Below are 21,782 nucleotides of genomic sequence, written 5' to 3'. Positions count from 1 at the left end.
CGCAGGGGAGTCTCAGCTTGCGGATTCCGCTGGGGCCAGGCGTTCGGCCAGGATGCGGCCTCGGGCCAGTTGTACCTTGCGCGCCTCGCCCGCCGCGTACCGGAGGAGGAACCAGGGAGCCCGCAGGTCGAGCCGGTCCTCGATCCGGGTGCGTTCCCCGTCCGCGTGGAGGTCGAACCGGTATCCCATCCGGATGTTCCCCGGGCTGCGTACCTCCCCGTACAGCGACAATCCCTCCGTGAACAGTTCGACCTTGATCGGGTTGTCGTGGGTGATGAAGCCGAGGAAGCGGAAGCGTTCGACGGCCGTGTAGCGGATCACTCCGGGTGACGAGCGGTCGACGTCGTGGACGGCGATCACGATGGGGGACAGGCCCACATAGTTCTCGGGGGTGGTCAGATGTTCGAACACCGCCTCGGGGGTGGTGTCGACGTGGAACGTGTTCGTCAGTACCGTTTCCGGCACGCCTGCCTCCAGCTGTGGAACAATGATCTAATCCGCGAATTGTGACATCTCACGACGCGTCTGATCATCAGCGGGAAAGAACGATTCGATAGCCAACTCGGCAACGGTTACATCCAGCGGCGTCCCAAAAGTCGCAATCGTGCTTAGAAACGACAATTCGCGATTGCCGTACCGGATCCGCAACGGGATGAGGATGTCGCCAGGCCCGGGCAGTTCGACCTCCGGCTCCGGCTGGTCGCACGGGTACGCGCGCAGCTCGCCGTACAAATCGGAAAGTTCAGGATCCGCTGTGACGGCGATCTGCCGCCGCAGCCGGCCGAGCAGGTGCGCCCGCCACTCGCCCAGATTGACGATCCGCGGCGCGAGGCCCTCAGGATGCAACGACGCCCGCAACACATTTCCCAACAAATCCGGATCTATTCCGGAGGTCAGGTGGGTGATGCCCCGGTTCCCGTCCACCAGGTTCCACCTCCGGTCCACGACCACCGCCGGATAGGGGTCGTGACCGTCGAGAATCCTCCGGATCGCGTCATGCACCGCCGCCATCCGCGGCGACCCCAGCCCCGACTCCCCGTACACCGGCGCGAACCCGGCCGCCAGCAACAACCGATTCCGCTCCCGCAGCGGCAGATCAAGATGATCCGCGAGCCGCAACACCATGCCCCGGCTGGGCTTGGCCCGCCCGGTCTCCAGGAAGCTGATATGCCGGGTCGAGATCTCCGCCTGAATCGACAGCTCCACCTGGCTGAGCCGCCGATGCTCCCGCCACCGCCGGAGCAACTCGCCCACCGGCCGCTCAGTCACCGTCACAACCCCGAAACTACGCCCCCCAACGGAATGCCCGCGATTACCTCGAACGTAAACGACCCCCGCCAGGAGGCGGAGGCCGTACCAGATCAGATGGGGTTACTCCCAGCGGAACCACCGGGTGGCGGCGACGATGCCGGCGGCGGCCCAGAAGACCATCACCCCGAGGTGCAGCAGGCTCGGCGCGTGGTTTCCCAGCACGTCGGTGAGCGCCTGCCCGAACGCGCCCGTCGGGCTGTAGTCGCTGACCACGAGCAGCCATTCCGGCATCAACGGCCGGGGCAGCCACATACCGCCCAGAAAGAGCAGCGGGAACATGATGCCCGCGCCGACACTCTGCACGACCCGCGAGTTCGGCGCCACCGCCGCCAGCGCCAGACCGATCCCGAACATCGTCACCGAACCCAGGACGAACACCCCGGCGAAGGCCAGGAACATGCTCGGGTACGGAACCTCCAGGATCAGATGCCCGAAGATCAGCATGAGCGCGGTGGCCAGGATCGACGTCACCGCGTTGATCACCAGCTGCACGGTCAGCACCGAGATCGGCCGCACCGGCGTGGTGGACATCCGCCGCAGCACGCCACGCTCCCGGTAGATCACCAGCGCGGAGGGCATCACGCTGAACGCCACCGTCAGGATGGAGAGCAGGATCATCATGCCCGGCAGGTGGGTGTCGACCGGCCGGGCGCCGCCCATGTCGGCGGCGGGCTCGCGGAAGTCGGGGATGGCCGCACCCAAGATCAGCAGCAGCGCCAGCGGCAGCCCGATGGCGAAGAAGGTGGCGAGCGGTTCGCGCAGGTAGAGCTTGATCTCGGTGATCGCGAGCCGGCGGGGGAAGAGTGCGGTGGTGGGCATGGGGGGGCTCCTTCGGAAAGAGTCAGACGGCCGAGTGGCCGGTCAGGATGAGGAAGGCGTCGTCCAGCGTGGTGCGCTCGGTGCGCAGGTCGGCGATCCGCCCGGCGGGGAGCGCGGCGACGACGGCGTGCAGCACGTTCGCGTTGCCGGTGACCGTGACCAGGTCGCCCTCGATGACGACCGAGGCCACCTCGGGCAGCGACTTCAGTAGCTCCACCGACCCGGTGGTCCGGAAGATCACCCGGTCCGAGCCCTCGGCGCGGGCGATCAGACCGGCCGGGGTGTCGACCGCGAGGGCCCTGCCCTCGGAGATCACCGCGACCCGGTCGCAGAGCCGCTCGACCTCTTCCATGAAGTGCGTGACCAGCAGCACGGTGACGCCGCGCTCCTTGATCCGCTCGATCAGGTCCCAGGTCTCGCGCCGGGCCATCGGGTCCAGGCCGGTGGTGAGCTCGTCCAGGATGGCGATCCGCGGGTTGCCGACCAGGGCCAGCGCGATCGACAGCCGCTGCCGCTGGCCGCCGGAGAGCTTGGCGAACGGCACGCGCGGGTCGAGGCCGACTTCGGCCAGCAGGTCCGCGGGGGAGGCGGGGTTGGCGTAGAAGGAGGCGTACAGGCTGAGGGCCTCGCCGACGCGTAGTTTGTCCGGCAGCGAGCAGTCCTGGAGCTGCACGCCCACCTGCTGCTTGAGATCGGCGACGACGTTGATCGTGCCACTCGTCGGGGTACGCAACCCGGCCACACATTCGACCGTGGTGGTCTTGCCGGCGCCGTTGCGCCCGACAATTCCGAAGATCTCCCCTTCTTCGACGGCGAAGGAGACATCGCTGATCGCTACCTTGTCGCCGTACCGCTTGTGCAGGTTCTCGACCGTGATGATTTCCATACGTCGAAAGGTAGAAATTCGGCGTCCGCGGCAGAATGCGTCTGGCGACCCAGTGCGGGTGTACCTACCCCCACCCCTCTTGTACGCCTTCGCCCACTGCCTTGACGAAGGCGATTCGTCCAGACTTGGGGTCATGAAGCACATCAGGGCACTCGGCCACGGGCTGGCGTTGTTCGTTTTGGTGCTCGTCCAGGTGCCGACGGCGATGATCGCGCTGCTCGGCGTCGTCCTGTCCTTCGTTCTGGGGATGGTGTTCCTGCTGTGGCCGTCGGTCCGCCTGATCCGCTGGGTCACCGCTCTGGACCGGCGTCTCATCCACCGCTGGGGCGGCCTCAGAATCGAGGAACCCTACAACCCTGCGCCCCCTCCCCCCGTACGGCAACGCGACGGCTGGTACCGAGACGGACGCACCCTCTACCGCAAACCCACCATCCCCGCCTTCAACGCACGCCTGGGCTGGCTCGTACGCGACCCGGCCACGTGGAAGGAGCTCGTCTGGCTCCTCATCGACCCCTGGAGCCGTACCGTCCTTGCCGCAGGCCCCACCCTGCTCATCGGGTACGGCATCTACCAGACCTGGCAGGGCAACCTCTGGGGTCTGCTGTTCGCCGTGGCCGCGGTCGTCATCGCCCCCTGGGCGCTGCGCGTCTACAGCCTCTACGCGATGGCCATGCTGGGCCCGAACCACGCCACCCACCTCGTCGGCCAGGTACGCCACCTCAACCAGGTACGCGTGGAAGCCGCCGACTCCCAGGCCGCCGAACTGCGCAGAATCGAACGCGACCTGCATGACGGCGCGCAGGCGCGGATGGTCGCCGTGGGCATGACGATCGGCGCGGCCGAGCAGCTCCTGACGACCGACCCGGAAGCGGCGAGGGCGCTGCTGTCCAAAGCCCGGGAGTCCTCCGCGACCGCGCTGGCCGAACTGCGGCAGTTGGTCCGCGGCATCCACCCTCCGGTGCTGGCCGAGCGCGGTCTGGGCGACGCGATCCGGGCGCTCGCGCTGGACAGCCCGCTGAAGGTCGAGGTCTCCATCGACCTGGACGAACGGCCCGAATCACCCGTCGAGTCCGCCGTGTACTTCGCGGTGGCCGAACTGCTCGCCAACGCCTCCCGGCACGCCGCCAAGGTCACCATCGACGTCAGCCGTCGTGACCGGGTGCTGCGCGTCACCGTCGCCGACGACGGGCCCGGCGGCGCCACCGTCATCCCCGGCGGCGGTCTGGCCGGGATCGAGCGCCGGCTGGCGACCTTCGACGGGGTGCTCGCGCTGAACAGCCCGCCCGGCGGTTCCACGGTCGCCACGCTGGAACTCCCGTTCGCGCTGTCCGCCATGGAGCCCGAGTCTCCGGTGAGCGGCCGCCGGGCAGCGGCCATGGCTATCTGCTGGAGCCTGTGCTGGATCCCGCTCATCCCGCAGGGCATCGTGAGCGGATTCATGCTGGTCTTCGGCGCCCCCACCAAGTCCTGGTTCCTGGCGCTCCACATGCCCGCGCCGCTCCAGTGGCCGACCGTCTTCGCGATGATCGCCCTGGGCGCCGGCATGCTGGCCGGCGGAATCCTCCTGGGGGCCTCGGCCAACGAAGAGAAGGCTCTAAGCTGCGGATCATGAAGGTCGTCCTCGCCGAAGACCTGCACCTCCTCCGCGAGGGCCTGGTCCTCCTCCTGAGAGCCCACGACTTCGAGGTGGTCGCGGCCGTCGAATCCGGCCCCGACCTCCTCGCCGCCCTGCTCACCCACCGCCCCGACGTCGCCGTCGTGGACGTACGCCTCCCGCCCACGTTCACCGACGAGGGCCTGCAGGCCGCTCTGGCCGCCCGGCGCAAGATCCCCGGCCTGCCCGTCCTCGTCCTGTCCCAGCACGTCGAACAGCTCTACGCCCGGGAACTCCTGGCCGACGGCACCGGCGGAATCGGCTACCTGCTCAAGGATCGCGTCTTCAACGCCGAACAGTTCATCGACGCCATCCGCCGGGTAGCCGCGGGCGGCACCGCCATGGACCCCGAGGTCATCGCCAAACTCCTGGCCAGCAACTCCAGAAACGAACCGGTCGCCCGCCTCACCCCCCGCGAACGCGAAGTCCTCGAACTCATGGCCGAAGGCAGATCCAACGCCGCCATCGGCCAGCGCCTGTTCCTCAGCGAGAGCGCGGTAGGCAAACACACCGCCAACATCTTCCTGAAACTCAACCTCGCCCCCAGCGACGACGACAACCGCCGCGTCCTGGCCGTCCTCGCCTACCTGAACGACAAGTAGCCGCTCAGAATTCGAGAAGAGCGCCAGGCCGCCTTCGAACGTCTGCTCGCGACCATCGAGCTCAGAATTCGAGAAGCACGGCGGGGTCGAAAGAAACCTCGAAGGATTTGTCCGCTTCGATCTCGCTCGTCAGTATCGTCCCCGCGATCACTGCAGGTGTGGCCGTATAGCCGTGCTCGCCGAGCGTCAGCACCTGCACGCGGGGGTTCGGATGATGGTCCACTATCCAGTACTGCGAGATGCCGACGGCAGCATACTCGCCGACCTTGCGCACTCGGTCGTTGCGCTCGCTGCTGCTTCCGGGCGAGACGACCTCGACGGCCAGCAGCACCTCTCTGCCGGGGATCACCTTCGGCGATTCATCGATGATCACAGCCCGGGCGACTTCACGGGGGATGACGAAGATGTCGGGTTTGCGGATTCCTGCCGGGGTACTGATCTCCCACTCGCCGCCGTCACAGACGATCACGGCCGCCCCGAACCGCGTCGCGGTAGCTTCGATGATTCGGGATAGGTTCCGCACCGCCCAGTGGTGCGGGGAACCACCCGCCACCTCGATCAGCCACCCGTCCTCAAGCTCGAACCCCTTGCCGTCCTCAGGAAGCTCGTGCAGGTCCAAGACGGTGTACGGCCCGAATTCCACCTCGTGGGTCAAACCCTGTCCACCCATGATCGCGCCTCTCGTGACGACCGTGGTCGCCGGTTCGATGCCATCCCCGTCACCCGGGCGACCGGATCGCGGCCGGCGCGGAGTTGGGATCGGCGAGAACAAGCCAGATAACCTACGCCAACAACCTCACCGAAGGCCCTTGTGTCGCCCAAACGCAGATGTCCCAATGAGAGCATGGGCTGGTAGGGAGAACCCAGACATTGGCTTCGAATTCGCATCCGGCAGCCCACTGCCGTTGGTCGTATGTGGGAATTGGCTCGGCCGCGCCTGTGTCTGGACTGAGGAACGCAGGTCGCGAAGCGGCCGGAGTGACGAGGGAAGACGCAGGCTGAAGGCGGCCGAGCCCGCCGATCCGGAGGATCGGCCATAGACACTGTTCTGTCGGTGGTGGTGGGTAGCTTGGCAGCGGAACTTGTGGCTCGAGGGAGGTTGCGGTGAAGGTTCAGGTCAACCGGGATGTGCTGGGTGAGGCGGTGGCGTGGGCGGCTCGGGTGATTCCGGGGCGGCCAGCTTTGCCAGTGTTGTCGGGGTTGTTGCTTGAAGCGGGCGAGGGGCTGCGGGTTTCGGCGTTTGATTATGACGTGTCGGCGCGGGCCGAGGTGGAGGCGGAGGTTGCCGAGCCGGGGCGGGTGCTGATTCCTGGGCGGGTGCTGGCGGAGATCACGCGGAGTCTGCCGGGGAAGCCGGTGGAGATCGTGACGTCGGGGTCGGAGGCGGTGCTGACCTGTGGGAGCGCCGAGTTCGGGCTGCTGACGTTGCCGGTGGAGGATTTTCCGACATTGCCGGTGTTGCCGCCGAAGATCGGCGCGGTGGGCGGGGGCGTGTTCGCGACGGCGGTGGCGCAGGTGGCCGTGGCGGCCAGCCGGGATGACACCCTGCCCATGTTGACCGGAGTGCGGATGGACATCGAAGGGATCAACGTCTCGATGGCCGCCACGGATCGTTACCGGATCGCGGCTCGGGACTTTCTCTGGTCGCCGGAGTTCGATGACGCGGCCCATGCCGTCGTCGTGCCCGCCAAGGTGCTCGTCGACGTGGCGAAGTCACTGCGCGGCGGTGAGGTGTCCGTGGGGTTGGGCAACAATGTCGCGGGCTTCGAGAGCCAGGGCAAGGCGACCACCGTGCGGCTGCTGGACGACCAGTTCATCGACTATCGGGCCCGCCTGGCCAGTGACTGGCCGATCTGCGCCACCATCCCGGTCGCGGCCTTCATCGAGGCGATCAAGCGCGTCACCCTGGTCGCCGAGCGGAACACGGCCTCGGTCCGGTTGACGTTCTCCGGTGGCGAGGTCCTCATTCAGGCAGGCGGCGGCGACATCGGCCGGGGAGCCGAGGTGGTCGAGGCCGAGCTGGACGGCGACGACATCGTCATCGCCTTCCAACCCCAGTTCCTGCTCGACGGCCTCGCCGGCGTCGAAACCGAAAAGGTCCGCCTCAACATGGACTCGCCCACCCGCCCAGCCCTCATCACCGAGGAAGGCGACGACCCGTCCTTCCGCTACCTGGTCATGTCCCTGCGCTTACCGTGACCGGTCACGGGTTAGCTGACGTCTTGGGCGTCGGTGAGGGCGATGAGGATGTGTTCCATGCAGGCGTGGCCGGCATGTTCGGCGGCTGCGGCGTCGCCGGCGGCGATGGCGCGGACGATGCCGTCGTGGGGGATGTAGTTCTGTTCCAGGGTGCCGCCCGCGGCCGCGATGCTGGCGCGCAGGGCGGCGGAGAAGTCGGCGTAGAGGTCGATGAGGACGCGGTTGTGGGTGGCCTGCACGACGGCGACGTGGAAGGCCAGGTCGGCTTCCACGAAGATGGTGGGGTCGCCCCCGGACCAGGCCTGCTCGCGGCGAGCCAGGGCGGTCTCCATGGCCACGATGTCGGCGTCGGTCCTGCGGGTGGCGGCCAGGCGTGCGGCCTCCACTTCGAGCGCACGCCGTACCTCGAGGATTTCGAGCTGTTCGGCGGTGCGCAGGCGGCGAGCCATCGCGCCGGACAGTTCGCTGGTGGCGCGGACGTAGGTGCCGTCGCCCTGGCGGCAGTCGAGCAAGCCCGCGTGGGTGAGCGCGCGGACGGCCTCGCGAACGGTGTTGCGCCCCACGCCCAGCTGCTCGGCGAGCACGGTCTCGGTGGGGATCTTGCCATGCAGCTGCCATGAACCAGAAGTGATCTGCTCCTTGAGCTGGTCGATCACCTGGTCCACGAGAGACGCCCGCTGCGCCGTACGCAGACTCACAGTCCGCCTCCTCCGGGGAAACCGGTCTTAAACCCATAAGTCATCCCATGAGTCAATGACTGGTCGACCCTAATTATTCCAGGGTATCCAGCACAAATCCGGGTGCCCTGGGAGGAGCTATCGGGTGAGCACCGCGGGCACCGCGGTGCCCGGCACGTTCGCGTGGATGCCCACGGCTTCGAGCGCCCTACGATACGCCCTGGCCTGGTTCTCCCGCGCACCGGCCTGGCCCCAGAGGTCGCCGAGCTCGCGCCAGGTCCTGGCGGTCTCGCGGTCGGGCTGCCGCCCGGCCACGCTGAGCAGCTCCTGCGCCCGGCGCAGCTCGCCGCCGGCGTCCTGAGATCGGGACAGGGCCACTTCCGCCAGCACCAGATAGGCCGCCGCGGGAGTGGTCCCCCGCACGCCCACCAGGCCGTCGAGCGCCCGGTTGGCCAGTTCCCCGGCCTCGTCGGGGTTTCCGGCGCGAAGCCGTACGTGAGAAAGCACGATCAGGCTGCGGGCGTGCTCGAGCATTTCCGCGGGGAAGGTCGCGAAGACCGAACCGGCGGCGGTGGCCAGCTCGTTGGCGCGGTCCAGGTCCTCGTCCGCGCGGTTGACCACGGTGATCCTGGCCCAGCGCATCGCGATCCTGGCCATCCTGATGGCCATCCGGGCGGGCCGCCCAGCGGCGATGGCGTCCTCGGCCAGCTGCACGGCCAGCGCGGAGTCCTCACCTTCGGCGGCGGTCACGCTGGCCTGCCAGAGCGCCAGGATCTCGTTGCTGCGGTCGGCGACCGGAGTCACCCCGTTGGAGGCGATCACCCGGTCCACGAAGGTCAGCCCGGTCTCGGTCTCGACCAGCGCGGCGGCCAGGTCGACCGCGAGCTCGCCCTGGTCCACGCCCAGCTGATCCACCTGGGAGAGCGCCTGCGCGCCCAGGTCGCGGGCCCGCTGCAGGTCGCCCGCGCGCTGGTAGCAGCGGCACAGCGCCACCGTCAGCGGCAGCCCGGCGAGCCGCTCGGGATGCGCGGCGGCCTCCCGGCGCAACCGCTCGAACGCCTCGACCGCGCGGCCGATCCGGCCCTGCGACTCCAGCGCCCGGGCCCGGCCGAAGCGGGCGTGGGCCGCGAGCATCGCGTTCTCCTCGCCCGCGGCCTTGACGATGTCGCTGAAGCGGTCAGCCGCCATCGCCGGGTCGCCGTGGAAGAGCTCGAGCTCCGCGTGGCGCAGGCTCAGTTCGGTGTCGATCCGCTGCCGCGGTTCGATCCCGTGCAGCAGGAATTCCGTCGTGCAACCGAGTCTCTCGGCCAGCAGGCGCGCGACGACCGGCGTCGGCGTTCGCTTACCCGACTCGATCAGCGAGACGTAACTGTCGGACAGATCCGGCCCGGCAAGTTGGGCTTGGGACATGCGCCTGCTCAACCGCAGGCCTCGGACGCGGTCACCTATGGTTCCCTGACTCGGCATCTGGTCTCTCAGGGCATGGGAATGGTCAATGGTCCCGCCATGATGGCACGAAGCCCCTCAATCGGGTAACCCTCCCGTCAAGAATCCCGAGGGCGAACCTTTGTCCACACCTCGGGATTCGACCAGAGAAAGCGACAATTGTGGACGTCAGTCGTCCGAGTCGTCCTTGCTGGGGAAAATCATTTGGCAAACTTCGAGGTACAGCGTCTCCGGGTAAGGGATGTATGGGACCGACCGTAAGGCCTGATCCTGACCGGCCGATTCCATGACGAACTCACCGTAGCCAAGCATGCGTCCGAGCAGGTCGCGCTGGAAGCTCATGTCGGTCACCTTGCCGAGCGGCATCATCGCGACCTTGCGCGTGATCAGCCCGGTGGTGAGGAGCATGCGCGCCGAGGTGACCACGAAGTAGTCCACCGACCACTCCGCCACCTTCCAGACAAACCGGATCAACAGCAGCAGCCAGGCCCACCAGATCACGACCAGGGCGTTGCCCCCGTTGTTCTCCCCCAGCCACTTGCTCAGCAGGCCGGCCAGGATGAGGCCACCGAAGATCTCGGCCACCGGGCGGAGCAGCACGGCCGGGTGACGCCGGACCATGATCACCTGGTGCTCGTGGGGGAGGAGGTAGCGGTTGACCGACGACGGGGCCGAATCCCCGTGGGTCACGAGCCTCATGTGAGACGCGCGAAGAATTGGGCCACCGAGTCCGCCGCGTTCATGACGCCGGTCACGGCGCCCGTCACGGTGTCGGCTGCGTCATGCGGCCTCGACAACAGGTAGAACGCCACCAGGGCCACAGCTCCCCACTTAAGGATCTTCTTGACCTGCACTGCCGTCACCACTCCCATGAGGTATAGATTACCCAGGCACCATGTTCGGTAAAGCGGAAAAAGTCGAACATCCGGCGTCGATATGACCCCTGCTTATCCGCGTTGCGCGGCCGCGAGGACCTGCAGGTGTTTCCGTGCGATCCGCTCCACCAGCCCGGGATAGGCGTGACCCGTCACTTCCACAGCGCCATGGTGGGCGGCCTGAATACAGCGCGTGACGGTCGTGGCGGGGTGCACCCCCGCGAACTCATCTAGGAGCGCGGCCTCGACCTGCTCGTAACGATCACTATTGTCCGGAAGCTGACTCATGGCTCTCCCTGGCACGCGCCCGTCGAGTGACGCAAAAGAGACGTCGTCATTACTCTACGTACCCGTGTCGGCACGCGCTGTAACTATGACGAGGGAAAGCCCGAGATCGGAGTGCACAGCGGGCGATCAAGCCCGAATTCAGACGACCCCGTACAGGCGGTCGCCCGCGTCGCCGAGGCCGGGCAGGATGTAGCCCTGGTCGTTGAGGCATTCGTCCAGGCCGGCCGTGACCACCCGGATCGGGCGGCTGGAACCCTGGAACATCCCGTCCAGGTGCGCTAGGCCTTCCGGGGCCGCCAGCAGGCAGAGCGCGGTCACGTCCTCCGCGCCGCGGTCGAACAGGTACTGGATGGCGGCGGCGAGGGTCCCGCCGGTGGCCAGCATCGGATCCAGCACGTAGCACTGCCGGCCGGAGAGATCCTCGGGCAACCGCGTCGCGTACGTGGACGCTTCGAGCGTCTCCTCGTTGCGGATCATGCCGAGGAAACCGACCTCGGCCGTCGGCAGCAGGCGCATCATCCCGTCCAGCATCCCCAGGCCGGCCCGCAGGATCGGGACCACGATGGGGGCCGGCCGCGACAGCCGTACGCCCTGGGCCGGGGTCAGCGGCGTCTCCACCGTCACCGCGGAGACCCGGACGTCGCGTGTCGCCTCGTACGCGAGGAGGGTGACCAGTTCGTCGGCCAGCCGGCGGAATGTCGGCGAGTCGGTCCGTACGTCGCGCAGCGTGGTCAGCTTGTGGGCGACAAGCGGATGATCAACGACAAGGGTCTCCATGACAGCAAAATTTACCGCCAACCGCTAGCTCCGCCGGAAGCAGCCCGGCTGTTTTGATCACAATTTGGCGTGAGCACCGGACGGCATCGGTGCACTTCTGGGACCATGGCCAACGTGAAGACCGCGCCGGTGGAGCACCGATGACAGACGAAGACGCGCTTGACTTCGCCATTGTGGTCTACCGCGAGGACGATCACTGGGAAGCCGAGATGCTGCCGGTGGCGCTGACCTCCGACCTCCGCGGCCTCATCCAAGCTCTCCGCCAGCAGCCCAGCGACGGCGGCACGATTGGCTTGGTCGCGGTGGGGGATGACTTCTTCGTGGCGTTACGGGTCTTCGGCGAACGCGTCAGTGTCTTCCTCTCCGACATCACCGCCGCCTGGGAATGGCCGCTGGCCCGCCAGGTGCTCGACTACCTCGATGTGCCCGTGCCCGAGGAGGAGGAGCTCGACAGCGTCCTGCCCTGCGGCGACCTGTCGGTCTTCGCCGACCTCGGCCTAGACGAGATGGAACTCGGCGCCCTCTCCGGCGACGACGACCTCTACCCCGACGAGGTGCTCTTCAGCATCGCCGCGCGCCTCGGATTCCGCGACCCCTTCGAACGTGCCGTCGACGCCGCCACCGGCTGACGTCGGGAGCTGGACATGCCACCGAGACCGAATCTCTTCGCCGCCGCTTTCCTTCGCAACGGCTCCGGTTGGACCGGGGCCGAAGTCGACCTCACCGAAGCGGAGATCGCCGACGACGTCGGCGACGCCGTCCAGGAAGCCCTCGGGCTGACCGGCGACGAGCTGGCCGTGCTCTGCGTCGAGGTAGAGGATGAATGGTTCGCCATCGTCCGGTACGACGGGGAGGCCGATCCACGTGTATTCCTCTCCGACGCGCAGGCCGGTCTGGCCGACTCGCTGGGCGAGCTGTTCGCCGAGCTGGCCGGGGTGGCGGTGGACAAGGAGACCCCCGATCTGGGGGTACGGCCCGCCGGGGACTTCGAGTTGCTCGCCGATTTCGGGTTGAGCGCGGAGGAGTTGCTGGAGCTCAGCATGGAGGAGGGCATGCTTCCCGCCGACACGCTCTCCGTCGTCGCGGAGCGGCTGTCCTTCGGGGACGAGCTCGACCGGTTGCGGTGACGTACGAGGACGCCATGCGGGTGGCGTTGGCGCAAGCCGTACAGGCGGGGGAGCGCGGTGAAGTCCCCGTCGGCGCGGTCGTGCTCTCCCCCGCCGGCGAGATCCTCGCCGAAGCCGGCAACGCCCGGGAGTCCACGCACGACCCGACCGCGCACGCCGAGATCCTCGCCATCCGCGCCGCCGCGCGCGCCGACTGGCGCCTCACCGGCTGCACGCTAGTCGTCACCCTCGAACCGTGCACGATGTGCGCCGGCGCCGCCGTGCAGGCCAGGCTCGCCCGCGTCGTCTACGCCGCCCCCGACGAGAAGTCCGGCGCCGCCGGTTCCCTCTGGGACGTCCTGCGCGACCGCCGCCTCAACCACCGCCCCGAAGTCCTCATGGGCGTCCTCGCCGACGAATCCACCGCCCTGCTGCGCACCTTCTTCGCAGCCCGCCGCCCCTGAATGCAGGCGCACCCACCCACCTTTGTCCGGTAAGCTGCTGCGCGGTGGTGTCTCCTAGTGGCCGATGGAGCGCGCCTCGAAAGCGCGTGTAGGGCAACCTACCGTGGGTTCAAATCCCACCACCACCGCCACCCGAAATGAGCCGTTGATCTGCGTGCGCAGGTCAGCGGCTCTCTTGCGTTTCGTGGCCGCCCTTGTTCTGTCGGTCCGATGTGTTAGACCTGGCAGCTCTCCGGACGTTGGAGGGACACGAGTGCTTTCGCAGCAAGATCAGTGGGGTGAGCTGTGGACCTCCGCTGGTGCTCCCTACGGCTCGTTGCACGCCAGTAAGTGCAAGGAGCAGTTCAGCCTCGCCTTCACACATGCGATCACAGCGGCCAGCCGGTGCAAGATCTCGGACCTCAGGGTAGACGACGAGCGCGTCGACTACACGATGCGTCAGGTCGCCAATCATCGTCGTTTCAGCTCGTCCACGGTGGATGTGCAGATGAAGTGCACCGAGCAGGATGTCCTGAGGGACGATGGCGTGCACTGGTCTCTAGATCGCAGTCACTATGACGCCCTGCGTGATCTGAGGACCTACAACCGGAAGATTCTTGTCGTTCTCCTGGTGCCCCACCGGCTTGATCGATGGCTGGAGACGCAGGAAGAGGGCATGCTGCTCCGCAAGACTGCATATTGGGTGTGCCTCGAAGGGCATGAACCCATCGAAACCGCGTCGAAGACCGTGGTCCTTCCCAGGGTAAATGTCTTCAATGTCGAGCAGCTCCTGGGGATACTTCAGCGTGTGGGTGATGGAGGACAGCCATGAACACCACGAGTGACCACGCTGCCCGGCCACTGATCCTCACCGAAGATCTGTCGCCCGCGGCGATCGAGGCTTTCCTTGAGGTGAGCGGATGGGCTCAGACCGACGTGCGGGATGGTCTGTTCTCGATCTGGGAGAACGTGCTGGCGGACGCCAGCCTGATGCTTCCGTACGATCGCTCGTACCATGACTTCTCCGCGCGCCTGGCGGACGCCTTGGCCACGATCGCGGACGTCTATGGCATCGGCAATCAGGAAGATCTTGCCCTGGAGATCGCGAGCGCTCGCAGTGACATTCTGTTGCTTCGCACGGATCAGCAGACCCTTGACGGATCGATACCGCTAAGTGAGGCGCAGGAACTGCTGAACGGTGTGAGCCAGATGCTCACGGCGGCCGCCTGCAGCGCCATCAGGCCACGTGCCTCGAATCCGGGGCGACGTCCTGACGCGGTGAAGGAATTCCTCGCCGAGGAGGTCCGGATGGGGCACACCCTGCGGGGCAGCTTCGTCCTCACCATTCTTGCCCGTCATGTCGATACCAGGTCAGAGGAACTTCCTGAACCTGACGCCGACGATCAGGCGGTCATCGGCACGTACACACGTCGGGTGATGACGACGCTGGCGACGGGGCTGGCCGCCGCGCGCGACTTGCTCGCGGACGGTTCGGAGGCCGAACTTGACGACGCGGTTCAACGCGGTGCCAGCGCAGAATTGATCGACTCGCTGGAGAAGATGAGTCAGCAGCCAGGTGTCCGCGCCCTGGATATGTCATTCCGCTGGTCGCCAAGCCAACCCCCGCCGGAGGGCACGCTGAGCCGCGTAATCCTTCCTCGTCCCAGTCCAGCCCGCCTGGAACGAGTTCAGGAGTCGCTTCGTGGCCGCCCGGTCGTGGAGCAGGATGACGTCCTTGGCCAGGTAATCCGTCTGGAACGGGCCGAAGGTCAGGACGAGGGCATCGTGGTGGTCGACGGATATCTCGGCCGGACCCGACGCCGGATAAAAATGAGACTTGCCGGGGATGACTACCGACTCGCCATCCGCGCTCACGAAGATCGGCGCCCAATCATCGCCTCAGGCGTCGTGACTCTGGCAAAGCGATCGTGGTGGCTAACCGCACCCGTATCGATACGGGTGCCACTCGATGAAGCCACCAACGGGTAAGTACAGCGCAGCTCGGAGAAATCTTCTTGGCAAGAAAGCGTTCGGTCGCCGAATCACCCGCTTGCCGGCTGTCCACATGTGGACACTCGACGTATTCGCCTGCGGTTAACGGACCGTTCCATCTACCGTGCCTTGTCACACTAGCCACTAGCGCATCAGGGCGGACATAGTGAGTGAGCAGACCGCAGCATCGAATGTGGCCGAAGATGCGCCCGTTCCCGTGAAGGCGACCGTCACCAAGGCGGCCCTTGCGAAGAAGGTCAGCCCCTCCTCGCGTACGGTGCCAAAATGGGAGACCGATGCCCGCGACCGGGTTCGAGCGGCCATTCGTCGCTACTCCAAGCCTCTCGCCGACCTCGTCGCTCGCGATGCGAACGAGGCCGAAACCCGGCTCCTCATCACTGATCTTCTGTGCGACGGTCTCGGCTACGACAAGTACGAAGAGCTGACCATGGAATACCAGGTCAAGGGTGATTTTGCGGACTACGGGATTCGCATCGACAAGCAACTGGTCGCCTTCATCGAAGTGAAGCGCTGCACGCAACGGCTCGGTATCAAGCACCTTCGGCAGGTGCAGATGTATGCCGTGAATGAGGGAGTCGAGTGGCTGATCCTCACCAATGGTCAGGTCTGGCAGGTCTACCACCTCACCGGAGGTTTGCCAGTCCTCGTCGACCTGGCTCTTGAAGTCGACCTGCTAGGCGAGGACTCTCTTGCCGTAAAAACAGATGGACTGTTCTACCTGAGCAAGGACGCATTCAAACGCCGGCTCATCGACAGCCTCTGGAAGGCGCGGGCCGCGACTTCGCCGAAGTCCTTGGCTCAGGTGATTCTGTCCGACTCCATGCTGGAGAGCATCCGGTTGGAGATACGTCGCCAGACCAGCCACAACGCGGATACCAAGGATCTTGCTCGAATCCTTCGCGACGAGGTGATCCGGCCTGAGGCGTTGGCTTAAGGGGCGTGTGGGGCCCAGGGGCTGAGTTGGGATCGGCCAGAGGAACAACGTTTGTTTGTTCCGGCTGGCCGACGGGGGGTTAGTTTTCTAGTTCCAGGACTCGGGCGTGGAGGACGGAGCGTTGGTGGAGGGCGGCGCGTAGGGCGCGGTGGAGGCCGTCTTCCAGGTAGAGCTCGCCCTGCCATTGGACGACGTGGGGGAACAGGTCGCCGTAGAAGGTGGAGTCTTTGGCCAGGAGGGAGTGGAGGTCTAGGACCGCTTTCGTGGTGACTAGTGTGTCGAGTCTGACTTGTCTGGGTGGTATTTGGGCCCATTCGCGATGGCCAAGGCCGTGTTCGGGGTAGGGGCGTCCATCGCCGACCAACTTAAAGATCACGCTACGTAGTTTAGGAGAAAAGGGGCTGCTTTGCCTGCTGGTCAGGGAGTGCCGGAGAAGGTGTCGCAGCGGGCGGGGTCGCCGGAGTCGTAGCCGATGCTGAACCACTTCTCGCGCTGCGCCGAGGTGCCGTGGGTGAAGCCCTCGGGGGTGACGTAGCCCTGGGTACGCCGCTGGATGCTGTCGTCGCCGACCGCGGAGGCGGCGCTGAGCGCTTGGTCGATGTCTTGCTTGCTGAAGGGTTCGGTGTAGAAGCCGGTGCGCAGCGCGTTGTGCGCCCACACCCCGGCGTAGCAGTCGGCTTGCAGTTCCAGCCGGACCGCGCCGCTGTTGGCGCCCTGCCGGTCGTTGCCGACGCGCCGCATGGTGCCGAGCAGGTTCTGTACGTGGTGACCGTACTCGTGGGCGATGACGTAAGCCTGGGCGAAAGGTCCGCCTTGTGCGCCAAAGCGGGTTTCGAGCTCGTTGAAGAAGCTTAGGTCTAGATACACCTTTCGGTCGGCTGGGCAGTAGAAGGGGCCGACGGAGGAGTCGGCTTTTCCACAGGCTGTGGATACCGTTGTGCGGGTGCCGCCGAAGAGGTGGGTACGCGCGGGGGTGTACGTGCGACCGCGACCGGCGAAAGCTTGTTTCCAATAGGTCTGGATGCTGTTGACGATTCCGACTATTCGGCAATCTTCGGATTGGTCGGCGTCTGCGCCGAATTTGCAGCGGTCGGCTAGGTTTCCGCTGGGTTGGGGCTGGCGGGGCGAGGGTTCGTACCGGTTGCCGTACTCCCCGGAGAAGCCGTTCAGCAGAGGCTGGCCGAGCAGGAGGATGGCGCCGAGGCCGATGATGACGAGCAGGCATCCGCCTTTGCCGCCGATCGGCAGCGCGCAGCCGGGCATCGAGCCGCCGCCGCCCGGTTGCGGACCCGACGCCCTGGCGTCCTCGACCTGGGACGGGTCCAGCTCGGCGTCGTCTTTGAAGTCCATCCGCGCAGTCCTCCTGAACACCCGGGCGATTACTCTTCGTAATCATCCCCATGCTTGGGGGGTTCACGCGGGGCACATCCGAGAAGATCACCTTGTGGGCTGATCTTCCCGGATGTGCAGTGAGGGGTGATTATGCGAGGGGGCGGGTCGGTGTCAGGAGCTGCTCCAAGACCTGACTGGCGTTCTTGCGCCATCCGGGGTGTCGCGACCACACGGCGGGGAGGATCACGCCCAGCATGATGAGCGGGAAGATCCAGGGCGAGGATGGGCGCTTCGGCGCCGCTCCCCTGATCAGGTGAGAGCTTCGGTTGCCCGCTGGCGGAGCAGGGCTTCGTGGTCCGGGTCGGTGTGCAGCGTTATGGTCAGCCCGGTGTGGGCGGCCTCGGCCAGGATGCTCAGCAGCGTGGCGAACTGTTCGGGAGGTTCGGCGCTGAGGAGGTCCTCGGCGTGTTCCACGACAAGGGTGAGTGTCCCGGCACGGGTCGCATCGCCGAGGGAGTCGGCGAACGCGTCCCAATTGCGGCCGAAGTAGTCGGGGAAACGCAGAACCCGTGCCGCCTCCTCGAAGAAGGCGGCGCGGGTCCGGCATGCGCGTCCGTCGATGACCGCCGGCGCCGGGCCGGTGGAGACTGTCAGCCATTGCGGCAGCGGACGTGCGGCGGTCATGGGAGTTCCTAGAGCCGGTAGAAGTCGGTGTAGTGGTTCGGCGAGAACCAGGTCACGCCGGTGCTGCGGTTGACGACGATCCGGTAGGCGTCACGCGCCGCCCCCCGCGCCCGGGAGTAGACGTCGTACTCGTAGTAGGTGGCGCCGCTGGGCAGCTGGCCCTCGCGGTTGTAGTGACGCCCGCCAGTGTAGTTGTACCGGCCGTCCGGCCAGGAGTACCAGCCGCTGGTGGTGGGGTAGCCCTTGGATCTCCAGGTCGCGTTGGCCGAACGCGCGTCGGAGCATCGGGAGATGGTGCAGGAGTTGTAGACCGACGCCTCGGCGGGGGTGATGCCGGCCACACCGGTCAGGGAGACGATGGCGGCGAGCACGAGGGTGAGCCGTGCCGGCCACCAGGGTCGGGGGCGATGCGGGGTGTGCACGAAGCCTCCATGAGGGAAAGCGAGGGCAGTAGACACCCCTGATGATCACCTTTGACTCGTGTCAAGTGAAGAGAAAGATCGTCAAAGGGATGGTGAACTCTTCGCGGCTGGGGAACGCCCGCGACATCACCAGGTGGCCGACACGTTGACTACGCAGAAACGGATCAGCATGCGTGGTGTGGGTGTCGTCTTGACGCATGTGGTTAGCGGTTAGGTTAGCGCTTCCGCTTGCGATGCACGCGGCCCGGTGGCCGCCTGATGAGGTGCCAGGGACCTACCTGTCGGTCTGCGCGACCGAGGGTGTCAGCGAGTTGCCAGCCCGGTTCGCGATAGTGCCGCGCGCTGCGGGAGCGGAAGGGGAGGCGGATCGACACAGGCAATGTCGCTCCCCACAGCTATGGGAGGGGCGGCTTACCGAGCCCCAACACACCCAGTGAGGTGTCGACGGCGCCCGCAAAAATGGCCCGCCGTTGACATGAGGGATCTACTCGCGGAGACAGGTCTCGGAGGGTGCTTGAAGAAGCAACTGGAGACCCAAACTGAGGACCCAAAGACGCACGAAAGGGCCGGTTGGATCGACCGGCCCCTGCGTGTTTCTGCTGCTCAACCAAGCGCGGAGGATACGAGATTCGAACTCGTGAGGGGTTGCCCCCAACACGCTTTCCAAGCGTGCGCCCTAGGCCAACTAGGCGAATCCTCCGTCGAGAAGCTTACATGACCCAAGGGATGCCGCGCCCATTCCGAGGTGGCCTCACGCACTGCCGGGCAGGGCTAGACTATGTCAGGACCCCTCGCGCGGCGTCATCCTGTGAACCTCCCCAGGGCCGGAAGGCAGCAAGGATAAGCGGGCTCTGGCGGGTGTGCGGGGGGTCTTCTGGTTTTGGGATCCTCGCGATCCCAGGGCCGACCATCGGCGACGCTCTCCCCGAGGAGACCGTATGAGTCTCGCGCTCTACCGCAAGTACCGGCCAGGGACGTTCGCAGAGGTCAAGGGGCAGGAACACGTCACCGAGCCGCTGCGCCAGGCGTTGCGGAGTGGGCGGATCAATCATGCGTATCTGTTCAGCGGGCCGCGTGGCTGCGGGAAGACCTCCAGCGCCCGGATCCTCGCGCGGAGTCTGAACTGTGCGGAAGGGCCGACGCCCGATCCGTGCGGGGTGTGCGAGTCGTGTGTAGCGCTGGGGCCGACGGGGCCCGGCCATCTCGATGTGATCGAGATTGACGCGGCGTCGCACGGTGGGGTGGACGATGCCCGCGATCTGCGGGAACGCGCGTTCTTCGCGCCGGTATCCGCGCGGTTCAAGATTTACATCATCGACGAGGCGCACATGGTGACCCGGGAGGGGTTCAACGCGCTGCTCAAGCTCGTCGAGGAGCCGCCGCCGCATCTCAAGTTCGTCTTCGCGACCACGGAGCCGGAGAAGGTCATCGGGACGATCAAGTCCCGGACCCACCATTACCCGTTCCGGCTGATGCCGCCCGCGACGATCCGGCAGATCATGGAGGAGATCCTGGAGTCGGAGTCGGTGCCGTACGAGGCGGCAGCGCTTCCGCTGGTCGTCCGCGCCGGGGCCGGTTCCGCTCGTGACTCGCTCTCCATTCTGGATCAGCTGCTCGCGGGCACTGACGACGCCGGCATCACCTACCAGCGCGCGGTCTCGCTGCTCGGTTACACCGACGGTGACCTCCTGGACGAGATCGTCGACGCGTTCGCCCGTCGGGACGGCTCGCTCGTCTTCCATGCCGTGAACCGCGTCATCGAGGGCGGTCACGATCCGCGGCGGTTCGCGATGGATCTGCTGGAACGTTTCCGCGATCTGGTCATCCTGGCGAATGTGCCGGAAGCCGCGGGTAACGGTCTTCTCGATCGGCCCGCCGACGAGCTGGAGCGCCTGCAGGGGCAGGCCGCCTCCATGGGTCCCGCCGAACTCACCCGCGCCGCCGAGGTATTCAACGCCGGCCTGACCGAAATGCGTGGCGCGGCCTCGCCCCGGCTGCTGCTGGAACTTATGTGCGCCCGCCTCCTCCTCCCCGCCGCCGCCCAGGGCGAAGCCGCCCTTCTGGCCCGCCTCGAACGCCTCGAACGCCTCGAACGCGAAGGCCCCCGCCCCTCATCCAGTACGGCTCCCGCCACAACCTCGGCCCAAGCCGGACCCAGCACGCCTTCCATCGGTCACGCCACGGCCCCCGCCGGGCCTGGTGCGGCCTCCGCTGCCACCTCCCGCCCCGACCATGAACCAGGTGCGACCTCCGGCTCCCGCCCCGGCTATGAATCCGGTACGGCCTCCACCCCCTCGGCTGGCGCCGTTCCTGAACCTCGCAGCGGTTTGTCAACCAGCTCGACGGGTGGCCGTACCCAATCTGACGACGACTGGCCTGCGGCGGCTCGTCCGGGTATGCCCAGCCCGCAACCCCCCGCCGCCGAGCCCGCGTCCGCGCCTGCGGAATCTGCCGGGATGGGCACTGTCATGCAAGCGTGGCCGCACGTCCTGGAAGCCGTCAAAACCCGCCAGCGAGTCGCTTGGATGATCCTCAACGCCCAAGGCCGCCTCCTAGGCGCCGAAGGCAACCTGGTCACCGTGGGCTTCGAGAAGCCCGGCGATGTCCAAGGTTTCCTCAAGGGCAAACGCGACGAGGTGGTTGCGGCGGCCCTCGGCGATGTCCTCGGCGGAAACTGGCGCGTCGATGTCGTTGTCGGCTCAGGCCCAACCGGCGGCACCTCCCGCCCACCTGTGGCCCCCCCACCCAGCGGCTCTCCATCAGGTACGGCAACGCCTCCTCCTCCAGCACATCAAACCGCCCCAAGCCAGCGCCCCCAGACCACCCCCACCCAACCCTCCGCCGCTGGCACAAACGGCACTCCCACCGCCACCCAAGCCGCTCCAACCGACACATCAGCTCCAACCACGCCCCGAAGCGCCGCATCCACCCCCAAACACCCAACCCCTCCCGAACCCAAGTCGGCCCAGCCCACAACCACCGACGAATCCTGGCCCGACGCTCCATCAGACGACTTCGACGCCCCCACCCCCCCACCACTCTCGGCAGGACCCACCACCGGCATCACCGCCGCCAAATCCGCAGCCCGAGCCGCCGCCCAATCCGGCCCACGCCAGGCCTGGCCAGATTCCATCCCCCCACGCAAAACCGCATCCGACCCAGACCCCTTCAACGACACCAGCCCCGAAGAACTAAGCGGCCTGGCCCTCCTCCAACGGGAACTAGGCGGCCGAGTAATCCAAGAAATCGACCACTCTCACCCCTAACGAGTCCCCCCACCAACCCACCCGCGACTAACGGTGGTTCTTCCCCAC

The 21,782-nt window shown here is 66.6% G+C and carries 25 protein-coding genes, 2 tRNA genes and 1 other RNA gene; 12 read left to right on the top strand and 16 right to left on the bottom strand.

Going from position 1 to position 21,782, the window contains the following annotated elements:
- Positions 1–12: 12 nt before the first annotated feature.
- The 4 genes from ABGB08_RS45935 to ABGB08_RS45920 form a co-directional block, all read right to left on the bottom strand.
- A complete protein-coding gene (locus ABGB08_RS45935) occupies positions 13–465 on the bottom strand; it encodes an SRPBCC family protein (protein WP_347604125.1) in 453 nt (150 codons plus the stop codon).
- 27 nt (positions 466–492) lie between these two features.
- Positions 493–1,275, bottom strand: coding sequence for a helix-turn-helix transcriptional regulator (locus tag ABGB08_RS45930; protein ID WP_347604123.1), 783 nt, complete (start codon positions 1,273–1,275; stop codon positions 493–495).
- A gap of 96 nt (positions 1,276–1,371) precedes the next feature.
- Complete coding sequence (locus ABGB08_RS45925; protein ID WP_347604121.1) at positions 1,372–2,130, bottom strand: ABC transporter permease; 759 nt, start codon at positions 2,128–2,130, stop codon at positions 1,372–1,374.
- Between the two features lie 22 nt (positions 2,131–2,152).
- Positions 2,153–3,016 carry an ABC transporter ATP-binding protein gene (locus ABGB08_RS45920; protein ID WP_347604119.1) on the bottom strand — a complete coding sequence of 288 codons (864 nt, stop codon included), beginning with the start codon at positions 3,014–3,016 and terminating at the stop codon, positions 2,153–2,155.
- A 133-nt stretch (positions 3,017–3,149) separates the two neighbouring features.
- Between ABGB08_RS45920 and ABGB08_RS45915 the strand changes: the two genes are divergently transcribed.
- Together ABGB08_RS45915 and ABGB08_RS45910 are read left to right on the top strand one after the other, a co-directional pair.
- A complete protein-coding gene (locus tag ABGB08_RS45915; protein ID WP_347604117.1) occupies positions 3,150–4,628 on the top strand; it encodes a histidine kinase in 1,479 nt (492 codons plus the stop codon).
- On the top strand, positions 4,625–5,272 hold the full coding sequence (locus tag ABGB08_RS45910; RefSeq protein WP_347604115.1) for a response regulator transcription factor: 648 nt from the start codon (positions 4,625–4,627) through the stop codon (positions 5,270–5,272). The genes ABGB08_RS45915 and ABGB08_RS45910 overlap by 4 nt, the downstream gene beginning before the upstream one ends.
- Positions 5,273–5,333: 61 nt before the next feature.
- Here ABGB08_RS45910 and ABGB08_RS45905 read toward each other — a convergent pair whose 3' ends face one another.
- On the bottom strand, positions 5,334–5,891 hold the full coding sequence (locus ABGB08_RS45905; protein WP_347604113.1) for a Uma2 family endonuclease: 558 nt from the start codon (positions 5,889–5,891) through the stop codon (positions 5,334–5,336).
- Positions 5,892–6,376: 485 nt separating this feature from the next.
- Between ABGB08_RS45905 and dnaN the strand changes: the two genes are divergently transcribed.
- On the top strand, positions 6,377–7,471 hold the full coding sequence (gene dnaN / locus ABGB08_RS45900; protein WP_347604111.1) for a DNA polymerase III subunit beta: 1,095 nt from the start codon (positions 6,377–6,379) through the stop codon (positions 7,469–7,471).
- An 11-nt stretch (positions 7,472–7,482) separates the two neighbouring features.
- Here the strand turns inward: dnaN and ABGB08_RS45895 are convergent, their stop codons facing one another.
- From ABGB08_RS45895 to upp, 6 genes are all read right to left on the bottom strand, one after another.
- On the bottom strand, positions 7,483–8,169 hold the full coding sequence (locus tag ABGB08_RS45895) for a FadR/GntR family transcriptional regulator (protein ID WP_347604109.1): 687 nt from the start codon (positions 8,167–8,169) through the stop codon (positions 7,483–7,485).
- A 117-nt stretch (positions 8,170–8,286) separates the two neighbouring features.
- Positions 8,287–9,615: a helix-turn-helix transcriptional regulator gene (locus ABGB08_RS45890; protein WP_347604107.1), complete on the bottom strand. Its 1,329-nt coding sequence runs from the start codon at positions 9,613–9,615 to the stop codon at positions 8,287–8,289.
- A gap of 147 nt (positions 9,616–9,762) precedes the next feature.
- Entirely contained in the window at positions 9,763–10,293 is a 531-nt protein-coding gene (locus tag ABGB08_RS45885) for a PH domain-containing protein (protein WP_155339877.1), read from the bottom strand.
- On the bottom strand, positions 10,290–10,466 hold the full coding sequence (locus tag ABGB08_RS45880; protein ID WP_155344952.1) for a hypothetical protein: 177 nt from the start codon (positions 10,464–10,466) through the stop codon (positions 10,290–10,292). Before ABGB08_RS45880 ends, ABGB08_RS45885 begins: the two co-directional genes overlap by 4 nt.
- Before the next feature lie 75 nt (positions 10,467–10,541).
- Positions 10,542–10,757, bottom strand: a complete 216-nt coding sequence (locus ABGB08_RS45875) for a hypothetical protein (protein WP_155344951.1) — start codon at positions 10,755–10,757, stop codon at positions 10,542–10,544.
- Positions 10,758–10,895: 138 nt separating this feature from the next.
- Positions 10,896–11,534 carry a uracil phosphoribosyltransferase gene (upp, locus tag ABGB08_RS45870; RefSeq protein WP_155353512.1) on the bottom strand — a complete coding sequence of 213 codons (639 nt, stop codon included), beginning with the start codon at positions 11,532–11,534 and terminating at the stop codon, positions 10,896–10,898.
- Positions 11,535–11,674: 140 nt separating this feature from the next.
- On the opposite strand from upp, the gene ABGB08_RS45865 reads away from it, so the two are divergent.
- The 7 genes from ABGB08_RS45865 (at position 11,675) to ABGB08_RS45835 (ending at position 16,030) form a co-directional block, all read left to right on the top strand.
- Entirely contained in the window at positions 11,675–12,163 is a 489-nt protein-coding gene (locus ABGB08_RS45865) for a tRNA adenosine deaminase-associated protein (protein WP_155344949.1), read from the top strand.
- Between the two features lie 15 nt (positions 12,164–12,178).
- Positions 12,179–12,661: a tRNA adenosine deaminase-associated protein gene (locus tag ABGB08_RS45860; RefSeq protein ID WP_155344948.1), complete on the top strand. Its 483-nt coding sequence runs from the start codon at positions 12,179–12,181 to the stop codon at positions 12,659–12,661.
- Positions 12,662–12,675: 14 nt separating this feature from the next.
- Positions 12,676–13,104 carry a tRNA adenosine(34) deaminase TadA gene (gene tadA / locus ABGB08_RS45855; protein WP_347604164.1) on the top strand — a complete coding sequence of 143 codons (429 nt, stop codon included), beginning with the start codon at positions 12,676–12,678 and terminating at the stop codon, positions 13,102–13,104.
- Between the two features lie 43 nt (positions 13,105–13,147).
- Positions 13,148–13,235 (top strand) — tRNA-Ser (locus ABGB08_RS45850).
- A gap of 122 nt (positions 13,236–13,357) precedes the next feature.
- Positions 13,358–13,915: a DUF4365 domain-containing protein gene (locus tag ABGB08_RS45845; RefSeq protein ID WP_347604103.1), complete on the top strand. Its 558-nt coding sequence runs from the start codon at positions 13,358–13,360 to the stop codon at positions 13,913–13,915.
- The gene (locus ABGB08_RS45840) at positions 13,912–15,072 is read left to right on the top strand and encodes a hypothetical protein (protein ID WP_347604101.1); all 1,161 of its coding nucleotides are present in this window, start codon (positions 13,912–13,914) and stop codon (positions 15,070–15,072) included. The genes ABGB08_RS45845 and ABGB08_RS45840 overlap by 4 nt, the downstream gene beginning before the upstream one ends.
- Before the next feature lie 169 nt (positions 15,073–15,241).
- Positions 15,242–16,030 (top strand): hypothetical protein, encoded by a 789-nt coding sequence (locus ABGB08_RS45835; protein ID WP_347604099.1) that lies wholly within the window; start codon positions 15,242–15,244, stop codon positions 16,028–16,030.
- A gap of 79 nt (positions 16,031–16,109) precedes the next feature.
- On the opposite strand, the gene ABGB08_RS45830 is transcribed toward ABGB08_RS45835, so the two are convergent.
- From ABGB08_RS45830 to ABGB08_RS45810, 5 genes are all read right to left on the bottom strand, one after another.
- The gene (locus ABGB08_RS45830; protein WP_155339870.1) at positions 16,110–16,406 is read right to left on the bottom strand and encodes a type II toxin-antitoxin system VapB family antitoxin; all 297 of its coding nucleotides are present in this window, start codon (positions 16,404–16,406) and stop codon (positions 16,110–16,112) included.
- A 41-nt stretch (positions 16,407–16,447) separates the two neighbouring features.
- Positions 16,448–17,380, bottom strand: coding sequence for a neutral zinc metallopeptidase (locus ABGB08_RS45825; protein ID WP_347604097.1), 933 nt, complete (start codon positions 17,378–17,380; stop codon positions 16,448–16,450).
- Between the two features lie 291 nt (positions 17,381–17,671).
- Positions 17,672–18,046, bottom strand: coding sequence for a barstar family protein (locus ABGB08_RS45820; RefSeq protein WP_347604095.1), 375 nt, complete (start codon positions 18,044–18,046; stop codon positions 17,672–17,674).
- Positions 18,047–18,054: 8 nt separating this feature from the next.
- Entirely contained in the window at positions 18,055–18,468 is a 414-nt protein-coding gene (locus ABGB08_RS45815; protein WP_347604093.1) for a ribonuclease domain-containing protein, read from the bottom strand.
- Between the two features lie 614 nt (positions 18,469–19,082).
- Positions 19,083–19,168, bottom strand: a tRNA-Ser gene (locus ABGB08_RS45810).
- 82 nt (positions 19,169–19,250) lie between these two features.
- Here ABGB08_RS45810 and ffs point away from each other — a divergent pair.
- Positions 19,251–19,346, top strand: an RNA gene (ffs, locus tag ABGB08_RS45805) — signal recognition particle sRNA small type.
- A gap of 60 nt (positions 19,347–19,406) precedes the next feature.
- Positions 19,407–21,734, top strand: coding sequence for a DNA polymerase III subunit gamma and tau (locus ABGB08_RS45800; RefSeq protein ID WP_347604091.1), 2,328 nt, complete (start codon positions 19,407–19,409; stop codon positions 21,732–21,734).
- The last annotated feature ends 48 nt before the right edge of the window (positions 21,735–21,782 follow it).

This window comes from Acrocarpospora sp. B8E8 (genome assembly GCF_039871605.1).
In the GTDB taxonomy this organism is placed as follows: Bacteria; Actinomycetota; Actinomycetes; order Streptosporangiales; family Streptosporangiaceae; genus Acrocarpospora; species Acrocarpospora macrocephala.
The sequence above is the reverse complement of the archived record's forward strand: the minus strand, read 5'-3'. Positions and strand labels throughout refer to the sequence as shown.